12 protein-coding genes, 1 tRNA gene and 1 pseudogene are annotated in these 17322 nt (G+C 72.3%); 6 read left to right on the top strand and 8 right to left on the bottom strand.

From position 1 onward, the window contains the following. Positions 1-9: 9 nt before the first annotated feature. Positions 10-1140: pseudogene (locus MRBLMG1_RS16230) on the top strand (phytoene desaturase family protein); the annotation flags it as partial. Between the two features lie 306 nt (positions 1141-1446). Next, the gene (locus MRBLMG1_RS16225) at positions 1447-2448 is read left to right on the top strand and encodes a zinc-binding dehydrogenase (protein WP_367824717.1); all 1002 of its coding nucleotides are present in this window, start codon (positions 1447-1449) and stop codon (positions 2446-2448) included. Positions 2449-2671: 223 nt separating this feature from the next. Here the strand turns inward: MRBLMG1_RS16225 and MRBLMG1_RS16220 are convergent, their stop codons facing one another. Next, a complete protein-coding gene (locus tag MRBLMG1_RS16220) occupies positions 2672-3013 on the bottom strand; it encodes a hypothetical protein (protein WP_367824716.1) in 342 nt (113 codons plus the stop codon). A 9-nt stretch (positions 3014-3022) separates the two neighbouring features. Further along, positions 3023-3502, bottom strand: coding sequence for a GNAT family N-acetyltransferase (locus MRBLMG1_RS16215; RefSeq protein WP_367824715.1), 480 nt, complete (start codon positions 3500-3502; stop codon positions 3023-3025). A gap of 541 nt (positions 3503-4043) precedes the next feature. On the opposite strand from MRBLMG1_RS16215, the gene MRBLMG1_RS16210 reads away from it, so the two are divergent. Next, a complete protein-coding gene (locus MRBLMG1_RS16210) occupies positions 4044-5432 on the top strand; it encodes an NAD(P)/FAD-dependent oxidoreductase (RefSeq protein ID WP_367824714.1) in 1389 nt (462 codons plus the stop codon). A gap of 368 nt (positions 5433-5800) precedes the next feature. Here MRBLMG1_RS16210 and MRBLMG1_RS16205 read toward each other — a convergent pair whose 3' ends face one another. From MRBLMG1_RS16205 to MRBLMG1_RS16195, 3 genes are all read right to left on the bottom strand, one after another. Further along, positions 5801-8044, bottom strand: a complete 2244-nt coding sequence (locus MRBLMG1_RS16205; protein ID WP_367824713.1) for a restriction endonuclease — start codon at positions 8042-8044, stop codon at positions 5801-5803. 126 nt (positions 8045-8170) lie between these two features. Further along, positions 8171-9406: a hypothetical protein gene (locus MRBLMG1_RS16200; RefSeq protein ID WP_367824712.1), complete on the bottom strand. Its 1236-nt coding sequence runs from the start codon at positions 9404-9406 to the stop codon at positions 8171-8173. A gap of 452 nt (positions 9407-9858) precedes the next feature. Continuing rightward, a tRNA-Thr gene (locus MRBLMG1_RS16195) sits at positions 9859-9935 on the bottom strand. Positions 9936-10116: 181 nt separating this feature from the next. Between MRBLMG1_RS16195 and MRBLMG1_RS16190 the strand changes: the two genes are divergently transcribed. From MRBLMG1_RS16190 to MRBLMG1_RS16180, 3 genes are all read left to right on the top strand, one after another. Beyond that, complete coding sequence (locus MRBLMG1_RS16190) at positions 10117-11214, top strand: ABC transporter ATP-binding protein (protein WP_367824741.1); 1098 nt, start codon at positions 10117-10119, stop codon at positions 11212-11214. A gap of 310 nt (positions 11215-11524) precedes the next feature. Next, positions 11525-11935 carry a hypothetical protein gene (locus tag MRBLMG1_RS16185; RefSeq protein ID WP_367824711.1) on the top strand — a complete coding sequence of 137 codons (411 nt, stop codon included), beginning with the start codon at positions 11525-11527 and terminating at the stop codon, positions 11933-11935. A 247-nt stretch (positions 11936-12182) separates the two neighbouring features. Continuing rightward, positions 12183-12899 carry a nucleotidyltransferase family protein gene (locus MRBLMG1_RS16180; protein ID WP_367824710.1) on the top strand — a complete coding sequence of 239 codons (717 nt, stop codon included), beginning with the start codon at positions 12183-12185 and terminating at the stop codon, positions 12897-12899. A 120-nt stretch (positions 12900-13019) separates the two neighbouring features. Here the strand turns inward: MRBLMG1_RS16180 and MRBLMG1_RS16175 are convergent, their stop codons facing one another. From MRBLMG1_RS16175 to cysS, 3 genes are all read right to left on the bottom strand, one after another. Then, positions 13020-14615 carry a DoxX family membrane protein gene (locus MRBLMG1_RS16175; RefSeq protein WP_367824709.1) on the bottom strand — a complete coding sequence of 532 codons (1596 nt, stop codon included), beginning with the start codon at positions 14613-14615 and terminating at the stop codon, positions 13020-13022. A gap of 105 nt (positions 14616-14720) precedes the next feature. Beyond that, entirely contained in the window at positions 14721-15677 is a 957-nt protein-coding gene (gene rlmB / locus MRBLMG1_RS16170; protein WP_367824708.1) for a 23S rRNA (guanosine(2251)-2'-O)-methyltransferase RlmB, read from the bottom strand. Positions 15678-15777: 100 nt separating this feature from the next. Further along, positions 15778-17175 (bottom strand): cysteine--tRNA ligase, encoded by a 1398-nt coding sequence (gene cysS, locus MRBLMG1_RS16165; RefSeq protein ID WP_367824707.1) that lies wholly within the window; start codon positions 17173-17175, stop codon positions 15778-15780. Positions 17176-17322 lie beyond the last annotated feature (147 nt).

The raw sequence follows: 17322 nt of genomic DNA, 5'->3' as shown, positions 1-17322 counted from the left end.
GAGACGGACATGCGGAAGCTCACGATCATCGGCGGCGGCTTCGGCGGACTGACCGCGGCCATCACGGCGGCCGAGGCCGGCACGAAGGTGACGCTGCACGAGTCGCACCGGACGCTCGGGGGCCGGGCGCGGACGGCCGAGGGCCCGTATCGCACCAACGAGGGCCCGCACGCGCTGTACGCCGGTGGCCCCCATTGGACCTGGCTGAAGCAGCGCGGGCTGCTGGGCGAGCTCGCGGCGCTGCCGCCGACCGAGGGAATGCGGTTCCGCGTCCACCGGGACGGGGCGATGCGGCGGGTCCCGCCGCTCGGCCTGCTGCGGCTGGCCCGCCGTACGGCCGAACAGGCCCCCGTGGACGTCGACTTCCACACGTGGGCCAGTGGGGTCGCGGGCGAGCGGGCGGCCCGCCACGCGGCCGCGTACAGCGCGGTGGCGCTCTTCCATCACGACCCGGGGTCCCTCTCCGCCCGGTTCGTGCAGGAGCGGCTGCACCGGGCGGCCTCGGTGCCGCCCGAGGCGCACTATCCGCGGGGCGGCTGGGGCGAGCTGATCGACCGGATGGCCGCGCGGGCCTGGGAGATGGGCGTGCGCATCGAGACCTCGTCCCGCGTCGACACCCTGCCGGCCGACGGCGGGCCGGTGATCGTCGCCACCGCCTTGCCGGCCGCCGCCCGCCTCCTCGGTGACCCGTCGCTGACCTGGGAGAGCGGCCGTACGGTCCTCTTCGATCTGGCGCTGCGGACCCGGAAGGGCGACCCGTTCGTGATCTCCGACCTGGACGCGCCCGGCTGGATCGAGCGGTTCACCGCCCAGGACGCCTCGCTCGCCCCGGCCGGGCAGCAGCTGGTCCAGGCCCAGCTCCCCATCGGCCCCGACGGCACCAAGGCCGACGGCATCGCCCACGCGGAGCGGCTGCTCGACCTCGGCTTCCCCGGCTGGCGCGAGCGGACCGTCTGGCAGCGCGCCTCCGTGTCCCAGGGCCGTACGGGAGCGGTCGACCGCCCGGGCACCACCTGGCGCGACCGGCCCGCCGTCGACCGGGGGAACGGCGTGTACCTGGTCGGCGACCAGGTCGCCGCACCGGGCGTCCTCGCGGAGGTCTCCTTCACGAGCGCGGTCGAAGCCGTCTCCCTCGCCCTACGCGCCGACCACCTCGGCCACACAAGCCACACGCCCCACCCCGCCGCCCGCGCGCACCGGAACGGCCGCCCCGACACCCTCGACACCCTCGACCGCCACGACCGCGCCGACTACCTCGGCCACACCAGCCACATGAGCCACATCAACCCCACCAACCCCACCGACCACCTCGGCCACGCCCCCCGGCTCGACCCCCGACTCGACCCCCGACTCGACCCCCTTGACCTCAAGCGCGCTTGAGGTCAGAGGCTGTACGCGTCAAGCCGCTCACGCGGCGCCCGTACGACGACCACACAGGGGACCGCCATGCACGCCATCCGCCTCCATGCCTTCGGCCCGGCCGAGAACCTCACGTACGAGGAGACGCCCGACCCCGTGCCGGCCGCGGGCCAGGTCCGTATCCGGGTCGCGGCGGCGGGTGTGCACCTCCTGGACACGGCGCTGCGCGAGGGCGCGCGGGGGCCTTTCCCTACGCCGACCGCGCTCCCCACGGTCCCGGGCCGCGAGGTCGCCGGCACCGTGGACGCCGTCGGCGAGGGGACCGACGCGTCGTGGCTCGGGAAGCGGGTCGTCGCCCATCTCGGCATGAACCCCGGCGGTTACGCCGAGCTGGCCGTCACCGACGCCGCGCGCCTGCACGCGCTGCCCGACCACCTCGGCGAGGCGGAGGCGGTCGCGATGATCGGCACCGGCCGTACGACGCTGGGCATCCTGCAGTTCACGGAGCTCGGCCCGGAGTCGGTCGCGATCGTGCCCGCGGCCGCCGGCGGCATCGGCACCCTGCTCGTCCAGTACGCGAAGAACGCCGGCGCGACCGTCATCGGCCTCGCCGGCGGCCCGGCGAAGGTCGCGCTCGTCCGGGAGAACGGCGCCGACCTGGCCGTCGACTACACCAGGCCGGAGTGGGCGGACGAGGTCCGCGCGTACCTCGCACCCCTGGGCCGCCAGGCCACCGTCGTCTTCGACTCGGTCGGCGGCGACACGGGCCGCGCCGCCGTCGACCTCCTCGGCAAGGGCGGACAGCACGTCGTCTTCGGCTGGTCCGGCGCCGGCCTCGACGCCGGCGCCCTCACCTTCACCGCGGAGGAACTCGCCGCCCGCTCCATCACCTCGGAGTCCGTCCTCGGCCCCGTCATGGTCCAGAAGGCGGGCGGTGACCTCCGCGCCCTCGAACTCGCCGCCCTCGAAGCCGCGACCACCGGCACCCTCCGCCCCGCCGTCCACCGCTTCGCCCTCGCGGACGCGGCAGCCGCCCACCGCGCCCTGGAGAACCGGGGCACGACGGGCAAGGTGGTCCTGGTCCCGTAAGCAAGAAGGAAGGACGAGGCACGGGGGGGAGCCGGGCGACCGGCCCCGAAGACCGTGGGCAGTCCCGGCCACGAACGGGGCAGTCCGCGCCCGCGGCAGCCCGCGACAGCCAGCGACAGCCCGCGACCGGCATCGGCCCGCGCCGACGACCGCGGACAAGCCCCGGCCCCGACCGGGATCACCCCCCGCCCACCCCGCCCACCACGACCACCACCACCAGGAATCAGACCCCCACGACGTCCCAGGAGTGCGCCTTGTACTCCTTCAGGAAGTCGGGGTGGTCCTCCCACATGCGAGCGACGGAGCGCAGCACGTCCCAGTTGTGCTCCAGGGCCTGGTCGACGACCTGGCGGAGCTCCGGAGCCGTCTGCCGCTTCTCCACGAGGCCGTTGACGGCCGACGCGGCCTGCACGGTGTAGCGCGTGGCGCGCAGGGCCCGGGAGGTGTCGTCCATGCCGAAGCCGTGGTCACTGCCGTTCGCGGGGTCGAAGAGCGGAGTCAGCCGCGCCTCGATGAAGGCCGTGATCCGCTGGAAGCGCTGCTCGATGTCCGTAACCGTATCCATGCCCTCTTCCTACACCCCCGCCCCACCGAGCTCGGCCAGCGCCCCGTCCGTCAGGCGGTAGACCGTCCACTCGTCCTGCGGGCGGGCGCCCAGGGACTCGTAGAAGTCGATCGACGGCTTGTTCCAGTTGAGGACGGACCATTCGAGGCGTCCGTAGCCGCGGTCGACGCAGATGCGGGCCAGTTCGCGCAGCAGGGCCTTGCCGTGGCCGCCGCCGCGGACCTCCGGGCGGACGTACAGGTCCTCCAGGTAGATGCCGTGGACGCCGCGCCACGTCGAGAAGTTGAGGAACCAGAGCGCGAAGCCGGCGACCTCGCCGGACTCGGTCTCCGCGATGTGCGCGAAGGCCGCGGGGTGCTCGCCGAAGAGGGCGTCGTGGATGTGCTCCACGGTCGCGTCGACCCGGTCGAGTTCCTTCTCGTACTCGGCGAGGTCGCGGACCATGGCGTAGATGACGGGGACGTCGGCGGGCGTGGCTTTACGGATCATGGGGCCAGACTGCCCCGGATCAGGCCCTCCTGGCCAGCAGGGTCCGAGCCGGCGCCACCTGCTCGGCGTCGAGCCCGGGTTCGCCGGGCCACGGGTTCCATCCCGTATCTCAGCGAGCCCACCCGACCGGTCCGCGCCGGCGGGCTGCGAGGCGAACAGGGCGGCCGGCCTGACATGGGCCTCCCTCTCACCGACGACGATCTTCGTACCGTCCAGGGCCGCCGGGAACGTCCCGAGGGACGTCGGCGTGCTCGGCCGGGACCGCGGCCACCGCCGCCGCGGCGGACGCGGACGGCTGCCCACCGCCCGAACACCCCGCCGCCGCACGGGCGATGAAGCCGGCGGCGACCGCCACGGAGACGGTGCGCCGGGTCATGCGTACGGGCAGGGGAGAGTCTTCCCGGAACAACGAAATCCGCACGGAATCCGCACCCTCGAACCCAGGCCGGGCACCACCGGGGAAACGCCGCCGAAGGACCCGTATCCAGGGCACCAAGGCCCCGGGTAACGTCCCGCCCACGCACCCGGAAGAGGGATATACATGAGCACGGTCAACGGCGGAATTTCGTTCTGGTACGCGCAGGAGGGCGCCCCCGCGCCCCGCGAACCGCTCCCCGGAGACACCACCGCGGACGTCTGCATCGTCGGCGGCGGATACACGGGACTGTGGACCGCCTACTACCTGAAGAAGGCCGTCCCCTTCCTCGACATCACCGTCCTCGAAGCCAAGTTCTGCGGCTACGGGGCCTCCGGCCGCAACGGCGGCTGGCTGTACAACGGCATCGCGGGCCGCGACCGCTACGCCAAGCTGCACGGCCACGAGGCCGCCGTCCGCCTCCAGCAGGCCATGAACGCCACCGTCACCGAGGTCCTCGACGTCTGCGAGACCGAGAAGATCGACGCCGACCAGCACCGCGGCGGCGTCCTCGAAGTCGCGCTCTCCCCCGCCCAGCTCATCCGGCTCAAGGCCTTCCACGCCGCCGAGACCGCCTTCGGCGAGACCGACCGCGAGCTCTACGGTGCCCGCGAGACCGCCGAACGCATCCGCGTCACCGGCGCCGTCGGCTCCTCCTGGACCCCGCACGGCGCCCGCCTCCACCCGGTGAAGCTGGTCACGGGCCTCGCGGCCGCCGTCGAGGCCCTCGGCGTCACGATCCATGAGTCGACCCCCGTCACCGAGATCAGGCCGAAGCACGCGGTCACCCCGTACGGCACGGTCCGCGCCCCGTACGTCCTGCGCTGCACCGAGGGCTTCACCGCCTCCCTCGCCGGCCAGCGCCGCACCTGGCTCCCGATGAACTCCTCGATGATCGTCACCGAGCCCCTCACCGACGCCCAGTGGGACTCCGTCGGCTGGGCGGGCGGCGAGGCCCTCGGCGACATGGCCCACGCCTACATGTACGCCCAGCGCACCGCCGACGACCGCATCGCCCTCGGCGGCCGGGGCGTCCCGTACCGCTACGGCTCGAAGACCGACAACGACGGCCGCACCCAGCCGCAGACGATCGAGGCCCTCCGCGAGATCCTCGTCCGCTTCTTCCCGCAGCTCGCGGGCGTGGGCGTCGACCACGCCTGGTCAGGCGTCCTCGGCGTCCCCCGCGACTGGTGCGCCACCGTCACCCTCGACCGCTCCACCGGCCTCGGCTGGGCCGGCGGCTACGTCGGCTCCGGCGTCGCCACCGCCAACCTCGCCGCCCGCACCCTCCGCGACCTCATCCGCCAGGACTCCGGCCAGACCGGCCCCACCGACCTCACCACCCTCCCCTGGGTCGACCACAAGGTCCGCAAATGGGAGCCCGAGCCCCTCCGCTGGCTCGGCGTCCACACCATGTACGCCGCCTTCCGCGGCGCCGACCGCCGCGAATCCACCGGCCACACCGCCACCACCGACCGCGTGGCGGTCCTGGCGAACCGCCTGAGCGGGCGCTGACGGGGGGGGACCGGGTCGGGGGGTGCCGCTGTCGGGGGTACCGCTGTGGGTGGCACTGCTGTAGGTGGCGCTGCTGTAGCTGGCGCTGCTGTAGCTGGCGCCACTGGAAGTGGCGCCAGATCGGGCGTGCCGCAGTCGAGGAGGACCTTGTAGGCGGCGCTCCTGGTCGGGCGTGCCGCTCGCGAGGGCGCTCCCGACCAGGGGGCTCCCGAGCAAGGGGCTCCCGAGCAAGGGGCTCCCGAGCAAGGGGCTCCCGAGCAGGGGCGCCCGGTCGGGAGCCCCCTGCTCGGGCGCCCCTGCTCGCGGCGCCCCCTCCGATACCGCGGCCGGGACGCCCCAAGGGCCCCCGCCCCCCGCCCCCACCCGCCTCACTCCACCTCGATCCCGAAGTCCCCTACGAGCTCCTCAAGACCGCCCCGGTACCCCTTGCCCCCGACGACGAAGTCCCAGTCGCCGCCGGCGCGCCGCCGGAACGAGCCGAGGACGAGCGCCGTCTCGCCGGGGCGACCGTCGGAGACGACCAGCCGGTCGAGCTCGGTCCCGGAGTCGTCGCGCAGCCGGATGCCGGCCTCGGTGAACCCGCCGAGGTCCGCGTCCGGATTGACCTCGGGGTCGACGGCGGCGACGAGCACGAGGCGGTCGGCCCGCCCGGGCAGCGCGTCGAACCCGACGCGTACGGCGGCACGGTCGCCCGGCGCGGCGGCCACCATGGACACCGAACGGTCGGGCGTGGCCGGGTTGTTGAAGAAGACGAACCACTCGTCGCCGAGGACCCGGTTGCCCGCGCAGACCAGCGCGCACACATCGAGGGCGACGGACCCGGACCACACCATCCCGAGCAGGTTGAAGTCGGCGTCGGCCTCGACGGAGGCCGACGCCGGCACCGCGGCGGGCACGGCGCCGGGCACGGCGGTACGGGCCCCCGCTGCCCCGGCCGCCACGGAAGCCCCAGACATCCCAGACGTCCCAGAGACCCCAGCGATCCCGGTCGTCCCGGCGGTCCCGGCCACCCCCGGCGTCCCTGGCGCCCCCTGCACCCCCGGCATCCCCGCCCCCGCCCCCGCCCCCAACCTCCCCCGAAGCCCGTGCTGGTGGAGCAGATCGACGAGCTCGGTGCCGGATATGAGGGTGAGGGGCTTGCCGTTGGCGAAGGTGTACGAGCCGGGGCCGAACTTGGACGTGGTGACGAGGACGCCCTTGTTGGCGCCGGCGCCCTGCACGGTGCCGAACAGGTCGCGCACGGCGGCCGGGGGAACCGTGTTCCGGTAGCGCTTCACCTGTACGAGGATCGACCCGCCGCTGATCGGGTCGGGATCGAGCGCCTCGACGTCGACGCCCCCGTCGTTGGAACGGCTCGTGGTCACGGCCTGGAGGCCACGGGCCCGGAACAGCTGGGCGACGAGCCCTTCGAAGGCGACGGGGTCCATGGCGAGCAGATCGGGCTCTTCGCCGTCCCCCTGTACGACGACGTCGGCGCTCACCTGGTCGGGGACGAGCAGCGGTGCGACGGCGACCCGTTCGTCCGGCTTGGCGGAGAGGCGTCCGCCGAGCGCGCCGGTCACGCATTCCACGGCCGCGACGAGCTCCAGGTTGAGCCGCTCGAAGGCGCTGCGCTCCACGGTCACGGAGGCCACGCAGACCCGCGAGGCCAGCCCGGTGGCGGGGTCGACGCCGCCCACGTAGCCGTTGAGCGCGACGCCCTCCAGTACGCCGAACCGATCCGCCGCGAACAGCTCCCGCACGGCCAGCAGCACGCTCTGGGCCAGCACGTCCCGGTAGAGCGCGCGCCGCTGGGTCACGGGCCGCGGGACCTCCTTCTCCTGGTCGGTACTGGGGAGGTACTTCACGCCCTTGGCCTCGGGGACGACCTCGTACCCGGGCAGGTCCCAGTCGAGGACGAGCCCCCGCCCGCCCCGGTCGTAGGCGGCGGACACCTCCCGGGGGAAGCCCTCGGGCCAGGCGGTCGACGCGAAGAGGACGGCGGAGAAGAACTCGACGACGGTCTCCGGCTCGCCGGCCCGCAGGGCCTCGACCGTCCCGGCGACGCCACTGTTGTGGGCCCGTATCTCGGCGAGCCTGCCGGCCGCCCAGCGATCGTACTCCCGCCGGTAGGAGGCGAGTTGCTCGACCCGCCGCGCCTCGGCGGCCTGCGCGGCGTACCAGTCGCGCTCGAACCGGGCCCGTGCGTCGCGCTCGGCCTGCGCCCGCCCGGAGGCTGTCCAGGCGCCCTGCGCCTGGTAGTTCCGCTGATCGGGCATGGCGACGGGCTCCCCCAGCGGCCCGGGAGCGAACGGCTCGACCTCCTCGGCCCGGCGCAGCGCCTCCACGCCGAAGGCGGGGCCCCGGCATCCCGTGACCAGCAACGACCCCAGCACGGCGACGCGCTGGTCTATCTCGTGCGTCCGCCGCAACGCGTCCGCGTCCCGCTGCCGCCGGTACGCGGCCCGCTGCTCCCGCTGCATCCGCGCGACGTCACGCGCGTACTCCCGCTGCACCCGCTCCGCGTCCCGCTGCTGCCGCAGCACCGCCTGCTGCTGCCCCTCCAGCTGCCGCTGCGCCATCCGCTGCTGCTCGGCCCACACCCCGAGCACCCCACCGGAACGCCGACTCATCCCCGCACCCCTCCCCACGACACCCCACACCCTGACGCCCCCGTCGGCCCCGATTCTCCCGGACGGGACCACCCGACACTCCGAAAAACCGGAGCCTCGCCCCCTGGTGCCGCTCCCCTCAGCGCCTCAGGACCGCGCCTGCTTCAGCAGCCCCTTGACGGACACCTCCGAATTGACGCTCACCTGGCCGAGGCCGTACCTTTCGGCTTCCCTGTCCATTTCGTCCTCGTCCAGGTTTCCGTAGATGTCATAGAGCGACTCGCTCTTGTACTTCTTGAAGTTGAACGAGGAGATGAAGACGTCGGGAGCCTCTTCCGGCGACCAGAAAGCCGCCACGTACCGCGGTTTACGCGTCACATCGATCAGGTTCGTGTTGTAGCGGATCCCGCCGTGATAGATCACATGCTCGCCACATGTGTCCGGCGGGCAGTAGTACCGCCCCTCCGACTTGATCCACGAACGCTTCTCGTAAGAGAACTCGTCGTCGAGCTTTCCCCGGTCCTGCCGCAGGAAGGTGAACTGGAGCACGGCATTCAACGTCTCGTACGCCGTGCCCTTGGGAAGCGTGACCACCCGCTGCATCCTGAACTCCTCCCCGGCGTCCAGCGTCGACCCGGGCCCCTGGAACTGCCCCGACGCGATGATCTCGCTCTCCACCCCGCTCTCGAAGGCCTCCGCCTCCGCGCTCCACCAACCGTCATCCTGGTCGTCGCTCTTCCACTCCTTCATCGCGTCACCCGCGCCGTCGTACTTCGCCTTGGACCCGAAGACGGTGTAGTCGTCGACGACGAGGTACACCGGAATCCCTCCGGTGTTCTTCGCGGAGAGCGTGAGCGGAACATGCAGGTACGGGGAATCCGCATCGGTCTGCGGCACCCCGAAATCAGCCCTGAGCACGAAATGCAGCGGGGCGGCAATGGGCTGGTACAGAATCGAATACCCCAGACTCACACCCGTCAGCACCGCCGTGACGGTGACCCCCGCTGCGAACTTCTTGGGATGCGGGATCCCCCGCCACACCTTCTCCCGGATCAGCACGTGCAGGGCCCACAACGACCACAGCCACAACCCGAGGAACAGCCACCGCGTCGCGATGGACTCGTGCTCCTGCAGCCACAGGAACAGCAGCAGCGTCGAGGTGGCCAGCGCCATCAGCACGCCCACCAGCACCAACGCCCCCGAGAACCTCACCTGCCGCCGTCCCCAGTGATCCACCACCGCGGGCAGCGCAAGCCCCTGCACCACCCCCGCCAACAGGAACAACACCCCCACCAACCGCTGCGCGAACGTCAGCGCCCCCAACGCGTCCGCCCACCCGATCTCCACGTGCAGCCCCAGCGACGCCAGCAGCCCCGCCACCATCAGCGCAATGACCGCCCGCCGCCTCCACCCCCTCCCATCAGGCCACACCCCACTCCCGCCCCCACGCCAATGCACCCGCGCCGGGTCCTCAAGATCCAAATCCTCCGGATACCCCAGCCTCCGCAGCAGCCTCCTCAACTCACGGCAGGACCACGCACTCCCCACCGTCTTCTCATGAATCTTCACCCGGCGCAGACCACGCCGATCAGGTGGCTCGACGACCACCCAAGGTCGTATGCCCATACCCCCAACCCTCACCCCACCCACCCCCACCCGCCCCCCAGACTGCTGCGTTGGACTGACTCCCCCACCCCCCGCCCAACCCACAAAGCCGCCGCCTGGACCGCCCCCCTCAACCGCAGCCGACGTCCCCCGACCGCAGCCGTTGATGTCCCCCGCAGACGCCGAAGACCCCCGACCATGATCGGTCGGGGGTCTTCCCGCGTCCCACCTGGAGCCCCCTGTCGGGTTCGAACCGACGACCCCCGCTTTACAAGAGCGGTGCTCTGGCCAGCTGAGCTAAGGAGGCAGCGAGTGCAGTGTAACGAACGGGGGAGGGAGGGGGGTGGGGAATACGGGGGTGGGGGAGGGCTGACAGATCGGGCGGGGGGAGGTAGCGTCACTGGGAGTTCACCTGGGTGGACTAGACCTCAATCCTTCCTTTACTCGGATCGTCCGGCACGTTCCTGCCGGTGAAGGGACACATCACCATGGCTTCCGTCACTTTTGACAAGGCGACTCGGGTGTACCCGGGCGCGACCAAGCCGTCCGTCGACCAGCTGGACATCGAGATCGCCGATGGCGAGTTCCTCGTACTGGTGGGGCCGTCGGGCTGTGGCAAGTCGACGTCGCTGCGCATGCTCGCCGGCCTCGAGGACGTCAACGCGGGTGCGATCCGCATCGGTGACCGCGACGTCACGCACCTGCCGCCGAAGGACCGGGACATCGCGATGGTGTTCCAGAACTACGCGCTGTACCCGCACATGTCCGTCGCGGACAACATGGGCTTCGCGCTGAAGATCGCCGGCGTGAACAAGTCGGAGATCCGCGCGAAGGTCGAGGAGGCCGCGAAGATCCTCGACCTGACCGAGTACCTGGACCGGAAGCCGAAGGCGCTCTCCGGTGGTCAGCGCCAGCGTGTGGCCATGGGCCGTGCGATCGTGCGTGAGCCGCAGGTCTTCCTCATGGACGAGCCGCTGTCGAACCTCGACGCGAAGCTCCGTGTGTCGACCCGTACGCAGATCGCGGGCCTCCAGCGCCGTCTGGGGATCACCACGGTCTACGTCACCCACGACCAGACCGAGGCCCTCACCATGGGCGACCGCGTCGCCGTGCTGAAGGACGGTCTGCTCCAGCAGGTCGACTCCCCGCGCAACATGTACGACCGCCCCGCGAACCTCTTCGTCGCCGGCTTCATCGGCTCCCCGGCCATGAACCTGGTCGAGGTCCCGATCACCGACGGCGGCGTGAAGTTCGGCAACAGCGTCGTCCCGGTCTCCCGCGAGGCCATCGCCGCCGCGGCCGCCAACGGCGACACCACGGTCACGGTCGGCGTCCGCCCCGAGCACTTCGACGTGCAGGGCCCGACGGGCAAGGACGGCCTGGCCGTCACCGTCAACGTCGTCGAGGAGCTCGGCTCGGACGGCTTCGTGTACGGCTCCACCCGCGTCGGCGGCGAGGACAAGGACCTGGTCGTCCGCGTCGGCGGCCGTGACGTCCCCGCCAAGGGCACCACGCTGCACGTCGTGCCGCGCGCCGCCGAGCTGCACGTCTTCTCGACCTCCACGGGCGCGCGCCTCAGCGACTGAGGCTCGCCGGGTGGGCTCCTCGGCTACCGACTACCGAAGCCCACTGGTGCGCGCCCTCAGCGACTGAGACGCCACCTTCGCCCACCCGCACCCGGGTTCTGCCGGACGGCCCCGCATCTGATGCAGATGCGGGGCCGTCCGTTTAAGCGGGCACGGCGGGTCCGCAACGGGCTTACCCCGGAAAACCCTGGCATTCGGGGCCCCCGGCGGGCGGCCGCGTCAACACGGGATTCGAAAAGACGCCTCGAACCATCCCTCGCGAGAGTGACTAAATGTCGCCATATCACTACCGGCCGCTACGCTCGCCTCCGTGACGCACACTGCCCGCCGAATCGGCCGCTCCCTCGCCCTCGTCCTGCCCGTCGTCCTGGTGCTCTCGGGCACGCTCGCGGTGTCCGCGGTTCCGTGGGCCGGCCAGGACTCCGGAACCCAGCTGACGGCGTCCTCCTCGGGCGTCTCCGTCCGGGCCAAGTCCCGTGCCCCGCAGGACGTTCTGCGCGACCAGCTCCTCGCGGAACTCCAGGAGAAGGACCCCGGCACCGCCCTCACGCACCTCCAGCGCGAGGTGGAGAACCGGCCGTCGCTCGCGAAGCACTGCTTCTCGATCGCCCGCGCCCTCGGCCGCGCCGCCGTCGAGCACTACGGCCCCTCCCGCGCCCAGTCCTTCTCCCGCCCGGTCTGCGACACCTCGTACGCGACCGGCGTCATGCGCGCCGGCTGAAACGCCCCCGCACGGGACGCCCCTGCACGCGACGCCCCCACACGGGACGCCCCCGCACGCGACGCCCCCGCGCTGGACACCGCCGCGCTGAGCAACCCCCCACGGGAACACGCCCGCGCCGCACGCCCCGCACCGCACGCCCCGCGCCGAACTCCCACCGGCCGTACGCGTGCGGGCGGGTCGCCCGTCGGCCCGGGTTCCGCGTGCTGAAAGGCCTCGCCCGTACGGGGCGCCTATGGTTCCCCGTATGCACACCACTCCGACGCAGGCCGTGGTCCTGGCGGGCGGCCAGGGCTCGCGGCTCCGCCCGTACACCGATGACCGCCCCAAGCCGATGGTCGAGATCCCGGGCACCGGGACCCCGATCATCGGCCATCAGCTTTCCTGGCTGGCCGCCGAGGGCGTGACGGACGTCGTCGTGTCCTGCGGCCATCTCGCGGAAGTGCTCCAGGAGTGGCTGGAGGGCGCCGCACTCCCCCTCAAGGTGACGACGGTCGTCGAGACCGAGCCGCTGGGTCGCGGGGGCGGCCTGAAGTACGCCGCCGCGCACCTGCCCGCGCCGGACGAGCCCTGGTACGCAACCAACGGCGACATCTGGACCCGTTTCTCGCTGCGCGAGATGGCCGAGTTCCACGCGGAGCGGGACGCCGTCGCGACGCTGGCCCTGGCCCGGCCGCGGATCCCGTGGGGCGCCGTCGAGACCGACACCTTCGGGCACGTCACCGACTTCATCGAGGCGCCGCCGTCGCCGTTCCTGATCAACGCCGGCGTGTACGTGTTCTCCGCGGCCTTCACGGAGCTCCTGCCGGACCTCGGCGACCACGAGCGGACCACCTTCCCCCGGCTCGCGCGCGAGCGCCGTCTGGCGGGCTTCCCGCTGCCCCAGGGGGCGTACTGGAGGGCCATCGACACCGCCAAGGACCTCACCGAGGCCGCGAAGGAGCTGGCCGCGCAGCGGGCCTGACGACCGGCCACCCGGACGGGAGCGCGGGCGGAGACACGAGAACCCCCCGAACAGGGGCACGGGAAGGGCGGCACCGCTTCCGCGCGGTGCCGCCCTTCCCGTGTCCGTACGTCCGTCGGGTCAGCCCAGGAGGCCGCCGATCGGGTTGCGCGCGCCGCCCGATGTCGAGCCGCTCTCGGTCGGGGTGCTGCCGCCGGTGGAGTCCCCGGTGCCGCCGCTCGACGAGCCGCCGCTGCCGGAGGGGGAGTCGCTGGTGGACGGCGGGGGCGCGGGCTTGGACTGGGTGGGTGTACGGCTGCCGCTCGTGCCGCTGCCCTGGGTCGCGGTGGGGCTCTGCGTACGGGTGGACCGGCGGGTCTCGGTGGGCCGGGTGGCCTCCTGCGTCTCCTCGCGTTCCGCGGGGCGCTCGCTGGTCTCGACGGGCTTGGGCGCGGTGGAGGCGCTCGTGGAGGGCGAGCGGCGCTGCGGCTCGGTGGGGAGCGGCTGGCCGGGGAGGTGGTTGATGGGGTCGTCGTTGGGGCCGGGGACGGTGACCATCTCGGTGGAGCGGACGGCGCCGCCGAGGACGGAGCCGACGAGGAGGGTGAGGCCGACGACGACGGAGGCGAGGAGGGTGCTGCGGCGGATGACGCGGCGGCGGAGGTCCCAGAGGTCGGCGCGGGGGCCGAGGGTCCGCCAGGCTTCGCCGGCGATGCGGCCGTCGAGGGAGTAGACGGGGGCGCCGGCGATGATCAGCGGGGACCAGGCGGCGAGGTAGATGATGTCGGCGGAGTCGTAGACCGGGACGGTCCTCCAGCTGACGGTCAGCAGGAGGGCGGCGGAGAGCAGGGCGCCGACGACGGCGGCGACGCGCTGCCAGAGTCCGAGGACGGTGAGGACGCCGACGACGACCTGGAGGAAGGCGACGGTGAGTCCGGCGCCTACGGGGTGCTGGAGGGCGAAGTCGCGGAGGGGTTCGGCGAGGCCCCAGGGGTGGAGGGAGTTGAGCCACTTCACCATGGAGCCGCGTTCGCCGCCGTCGAAGTAGACGGGGTCGCAGAGCTTGCCCATGCCCGCGTAGATGGAGATGAAGCCGAGGAAGACGCGGAGCGGGAGGAGGACGACGCCGAGGTTCATCCGGCGGCCGGGGTAGTAGGCGTGCCGGACGGAGTCGTTGCCTTGGCGCTGGGCCGCGCGGGTGTGGGGCGCGTCCTGGTCGTACGCCTCGGTGGCCTCGGGCCTGAGCTCGTACACGTCGTCGTAGGCGCCCTCGGCGCGGCGCATCGGCGGCAGCAGGGGCGCGGCGTCGGCGGGCAGCACGGGGGTGGGCATCGTGGTGTCGATGCGCGGGATGGCCTGGGTGTCGCCGGTGCCGTGACCGGAGTGCCCGGGGTGACCGGGGAGGCCCGCGTGGCCGCCGTGTCCGCCGCGGCCGACGGCCGGTTCGAGCGTGGAGACGGACGACTCGCGTACGGCCTGGAGGAGGCCGGTCGCGCCCGGTGCGGACTTCCCGGTCCACACGACGGGGCGGCGGCGCGGGCCGCCCGCTCCGGCGGCTCCGGACAGGGCGGCGGTGCGGGCACCGGCGCCGAACTGGGGCTGCGGGGCCGGCGCGAGCCGCACACGGAAGCTGGCGTGGTTCACGATCACCTGGGCGGGATCGGAATCCACCTTGACCATGCTCAGCGCGGGCTGATCGTCGAACCCCGGCCGGGGCGTTCTGGTGTCCACACTCATCTAACCGAGTGATCTGGGTTTAGGACACTGCCTTGACAGCTCGATAATGTCCGAGGCCCGTCAAGATCACGCCACGGCCGGGGCCGGGGTGCTACTGGTGCGAGGTCAGCCCATACGGCGGCGGGCCGCCTCGTAGAGCACGACACCGGCGGCGACACCGGCGTTGAGCGACTCGGCGCCACCCGGCATCGGGATGCGGACGAGGAAGTCGCAGGTCTCGCCGACCAGGCGGGACAGGCCCTTGCCCTCGGAGCCGACGACGATGACGACGGGGCCGCCGAGCTCCTCCAGCTCGTGGACCTCGCGGTCACCGTTGGCGGCGAGGCCGACGACCGTGACACCGGCCTTCTGGTACGCCTCCAGGCAGCGCGTCAGGTTGGTGGCGCGGGCGACCGGGGTGCGGGCGGCGGTGCCGGCCGAAGTCTTCCAGGCACCGGCGGTCATGCCGGCGGCGCGGCGCTCGGGGACGACGACGCCGTGGCCGCCGAAGGCGGAGACGGAGCGGACGACGGCACCGAGGTTACGCGGGTCGGTGACACCGTCGAGGGCGACGATCAGCGGGTCCTCGTGGTGGTCGTACGCGGCCGCCGCGAGGTCCTCGGGGTGCGCGTACTCGTACGGCGGGACCTGGAGGACGAGGCCCTGGTGGTTGAGGCCGTTCGTCATCCGGTCGAGCTCGGGGCGCGGCGCCTCCATGATGTTGATGTTGCCGCGGCCGGTGGCGAGGTTCAGGGCCTCGCGCACGCGCTCGTCGTTGTCGATGAACTGCTGCACGTACAGCGTCGTGGCGGGCACGCCGTCGCGCAGGGCCTCGAAGACCGGGTTGCGGCCGACGACCATCTCGGACTGGCCCTTGCCGCCACGGCGGGCGACGGGCTTGCGCTTGGCCACCTGGCGGGCCATCGCGTTGGAGACGCGGAAGGCCTTGTGGCCCTTGCGGTCCTCGGCCTTGGGGGTCGGGCCCTTGCCTTCGAGGCCCTTGCGCCGCTGGCCACCGCTGCCGACCGTCGCACCCTTCTTGTTGGACGTGCGACGGTTCCTGCGCTGGCTGTTCCCGGCCATGACTACCTAATCCTCGGGGTTGCGTACGAGGGTCTGTGAGACTCGCGTACGTAGGTCTGTAACTGAAGTGTGCCGCCCGGGGGCCCGAGCGGCACGTCTTCTAACGGTTGCCCAGCGTCCAGCGGGGGCCGTCGGGGCTGTCCTCGATGGCGAGGCCGGACTGGTTGAGCTGGTCGCGGATCGCGTCCGCGGTCCCCCAGTCCTTGCGCTCACGGGCCGACTCGCGCTGCTGGAGCACGAGCCGTACGAGGGTGTCGACGACGCCGTGGAGCTCTTCGCCGCCACCGGTCTCCTCGGCCCAGTGCGGGTCGAGCGGGTCCAAGCCGAGGACGCCGAGCATGGCGCGGACCTCGGCGAGGCGGGCGATGGCCTCGTCCTTGTCGTCCGCGGCGAGGGCGCTGTTGCCCTGGCGGACGGTGGTGTGGATGATCGCGAGCGCGTGCGGCACGCCCAGGTCGTCGTCCATGGCCTCGGCGAAGGCCGGCGGCACCTCGGCGGCGGGGGCGACGGGCGCCCCGGCCTTCTCGGTGGCACGCTGGACGAAGCCCTCGATCCGGGCGAACGCCGACTCGGCCTCGCGCAGGGACTCCTCGCTGTACTCGATCATCGACCGGTAGTGCGGGGTGCCCAGGTAGTAGCGGAGGACGATCGGGCGCCAGGCCTTCACCATCTCCGACACCAGCACGCTGTTGCCGAGCGACTTCGACATCTTCTCGCCGCTCATGGTGACCCAGGCGTTGTGCACCCAGTACGAGGCGAAGTCGTCGCCGAAGGCCTTGGCCTGGGCGATCTCGTTCTCGTGGTGCGGGAAGATCAGGTCGAGGCCGCCGCCGTGGATGTCGAAGGCGGAGCCCAGGTACTTGTGCGCCATCGCCGAGCACTCCAGGTGCCAGCCGGGACGGCCGCGGCCCCACGGGGTCTCCCAGTCGGGCTCGCCCGGCTTGGTCGACTTCCACATCGCGAAGTCGCGCGGGTCGCGCTTGCCGGCGACGCCCTCGTCGGGCTGGCGGAGGTCGTCGATGTCCTGGTTGGACAGCTCCAGGTAGCCCGGGAAGGAGCGCACGTCGAAGTAGACGCTGCCGTCCGCCTCGTAGGCGTGGCCGCGCTCGATCAGACCCCGCATCATCTCGATCATCTCGGGGACGTGACCGGTGGCGCGGGGCTCGTAGGTCGGCGGGAGGCAGCCCAGGGCCTCGTAACCCGCGTTGAACGCGCGCTCGTTCTCGTAGCCGATGGACCACCAGGGGCGGCCCTGCTCGGCGCCCTTCCTGATGATCTTGTCGTCGATGTCGGTGACGTTGCGGATGAACGTGACGTCGTAGCCGCGGTACGCGAACCAGCGGCGCATGATGTCGAAGTTCAGCCCCGACCGGATGTGGCCGATGTGCGGGGCCGCCTGCACGGTGGCGCCACAGAGGTAGATCGAGACGCAGCCCGGCGTGAGCGGGGAGAAGTCACGGATCTGCCGGGCGCTGGTGTCGTACAGGCGAATAGTCACCACTCCAGGGTAGTGGGCGTGTGGTAGTGCCCCGCCCCCGGTTCGCATCACCGATGACGTTTTTCACCGGTACCGGGGGCGCATGGGCGGGCCGGGGGTGAACTAGGGGGCGTCTTGTCGATCAGGCCGGATCAGGGAGCGGGGTCT

Source organism: Streptomyces sp. LMG1-1-1.1, assembly GCF_040815545.1.
Lineage (GTDB): Bacteria > Actinomycetota > Actinomycetes > Streptomycetales > Streptomycetaceae > Streptomyces.
The sequence above is the reverse complement of the archived record's forward strand: the minus strand, read 5'-3'. Positions and strand labels throughout refer to the sequence as shown.

Coding starts and splice junctions, on each gene's coding strand:
- MRBLMG1_RS16190 (WP_367824741.1), top strand. CDS start 10,117: ATGGCTTCCGTCACTTTTGACAAGGCGACTCGGGTGTACCCGGGCGCG.
- MRBLMG1_RS16205 (WP_367824713.1), bottom strand. CDS start 8,044: ATGAGTCGGCGTTCCGGTGGGGTGCTCGGGGTGTGGGCCGAGCAGCAG.
- rlmB (WP_367824708.1), bottom strand. CDS start 15,677: ATGGCCGGGAACAGCCAGCGCAGGAACCGTCGCACGTCCAACAAGAAG.
- MRBLMG1_RS16215 (WP_367824715.1), bottom strand. CDS start 3,502: ATGATCCGTAAAGCCACGCCCGCCGACGTCCCCGTCATCTACGCCATG.
- MRBLMG1_RS16175 (WP_367824709.1), bottom strand. CDS start 14,615: ATGAGTGTGGACACCAGAACGCCCCGGCCGGGGTTCGACGATCAGCCC.
- MRBLMG1_RS16180 (WP_367824710.1), top strand. CDS start 12,183: ATGCACACCACTCCGACGCAGGCCGTGGTCCTGGCGGGCGGCCAGGGC.
- MRBLMG1_RS16225 (WP_367824717.1), top strand. CDS start 1,447: ATGCACGCCATCCGCCTCCATGCCTTCGGCCCGGCCGAGAACCTCACG.
- MRBLMG1_RS16200 (WP_367824712.1), bottom strand. CDS start 9,406: ATGGTGGCGGGGCTGCTGGCGTCGCTGGGGCTGCACGTGGAGATCGGG.
- MRBLMG1_RS16210 (WP_367824714.1), top strand. CDS start 4,044: ATGAGCACGGTCAACGGCGGAATTTCGTTCTGGTACGCGCAGGAGGGC.
- MRBLMG1_RS16220 (WP_367824716.1), bottom strand. CDS start 3,013: ATGGATACGGTTACGGACATCGAGCAGCGCTTCCAGCGGATCACGGCC.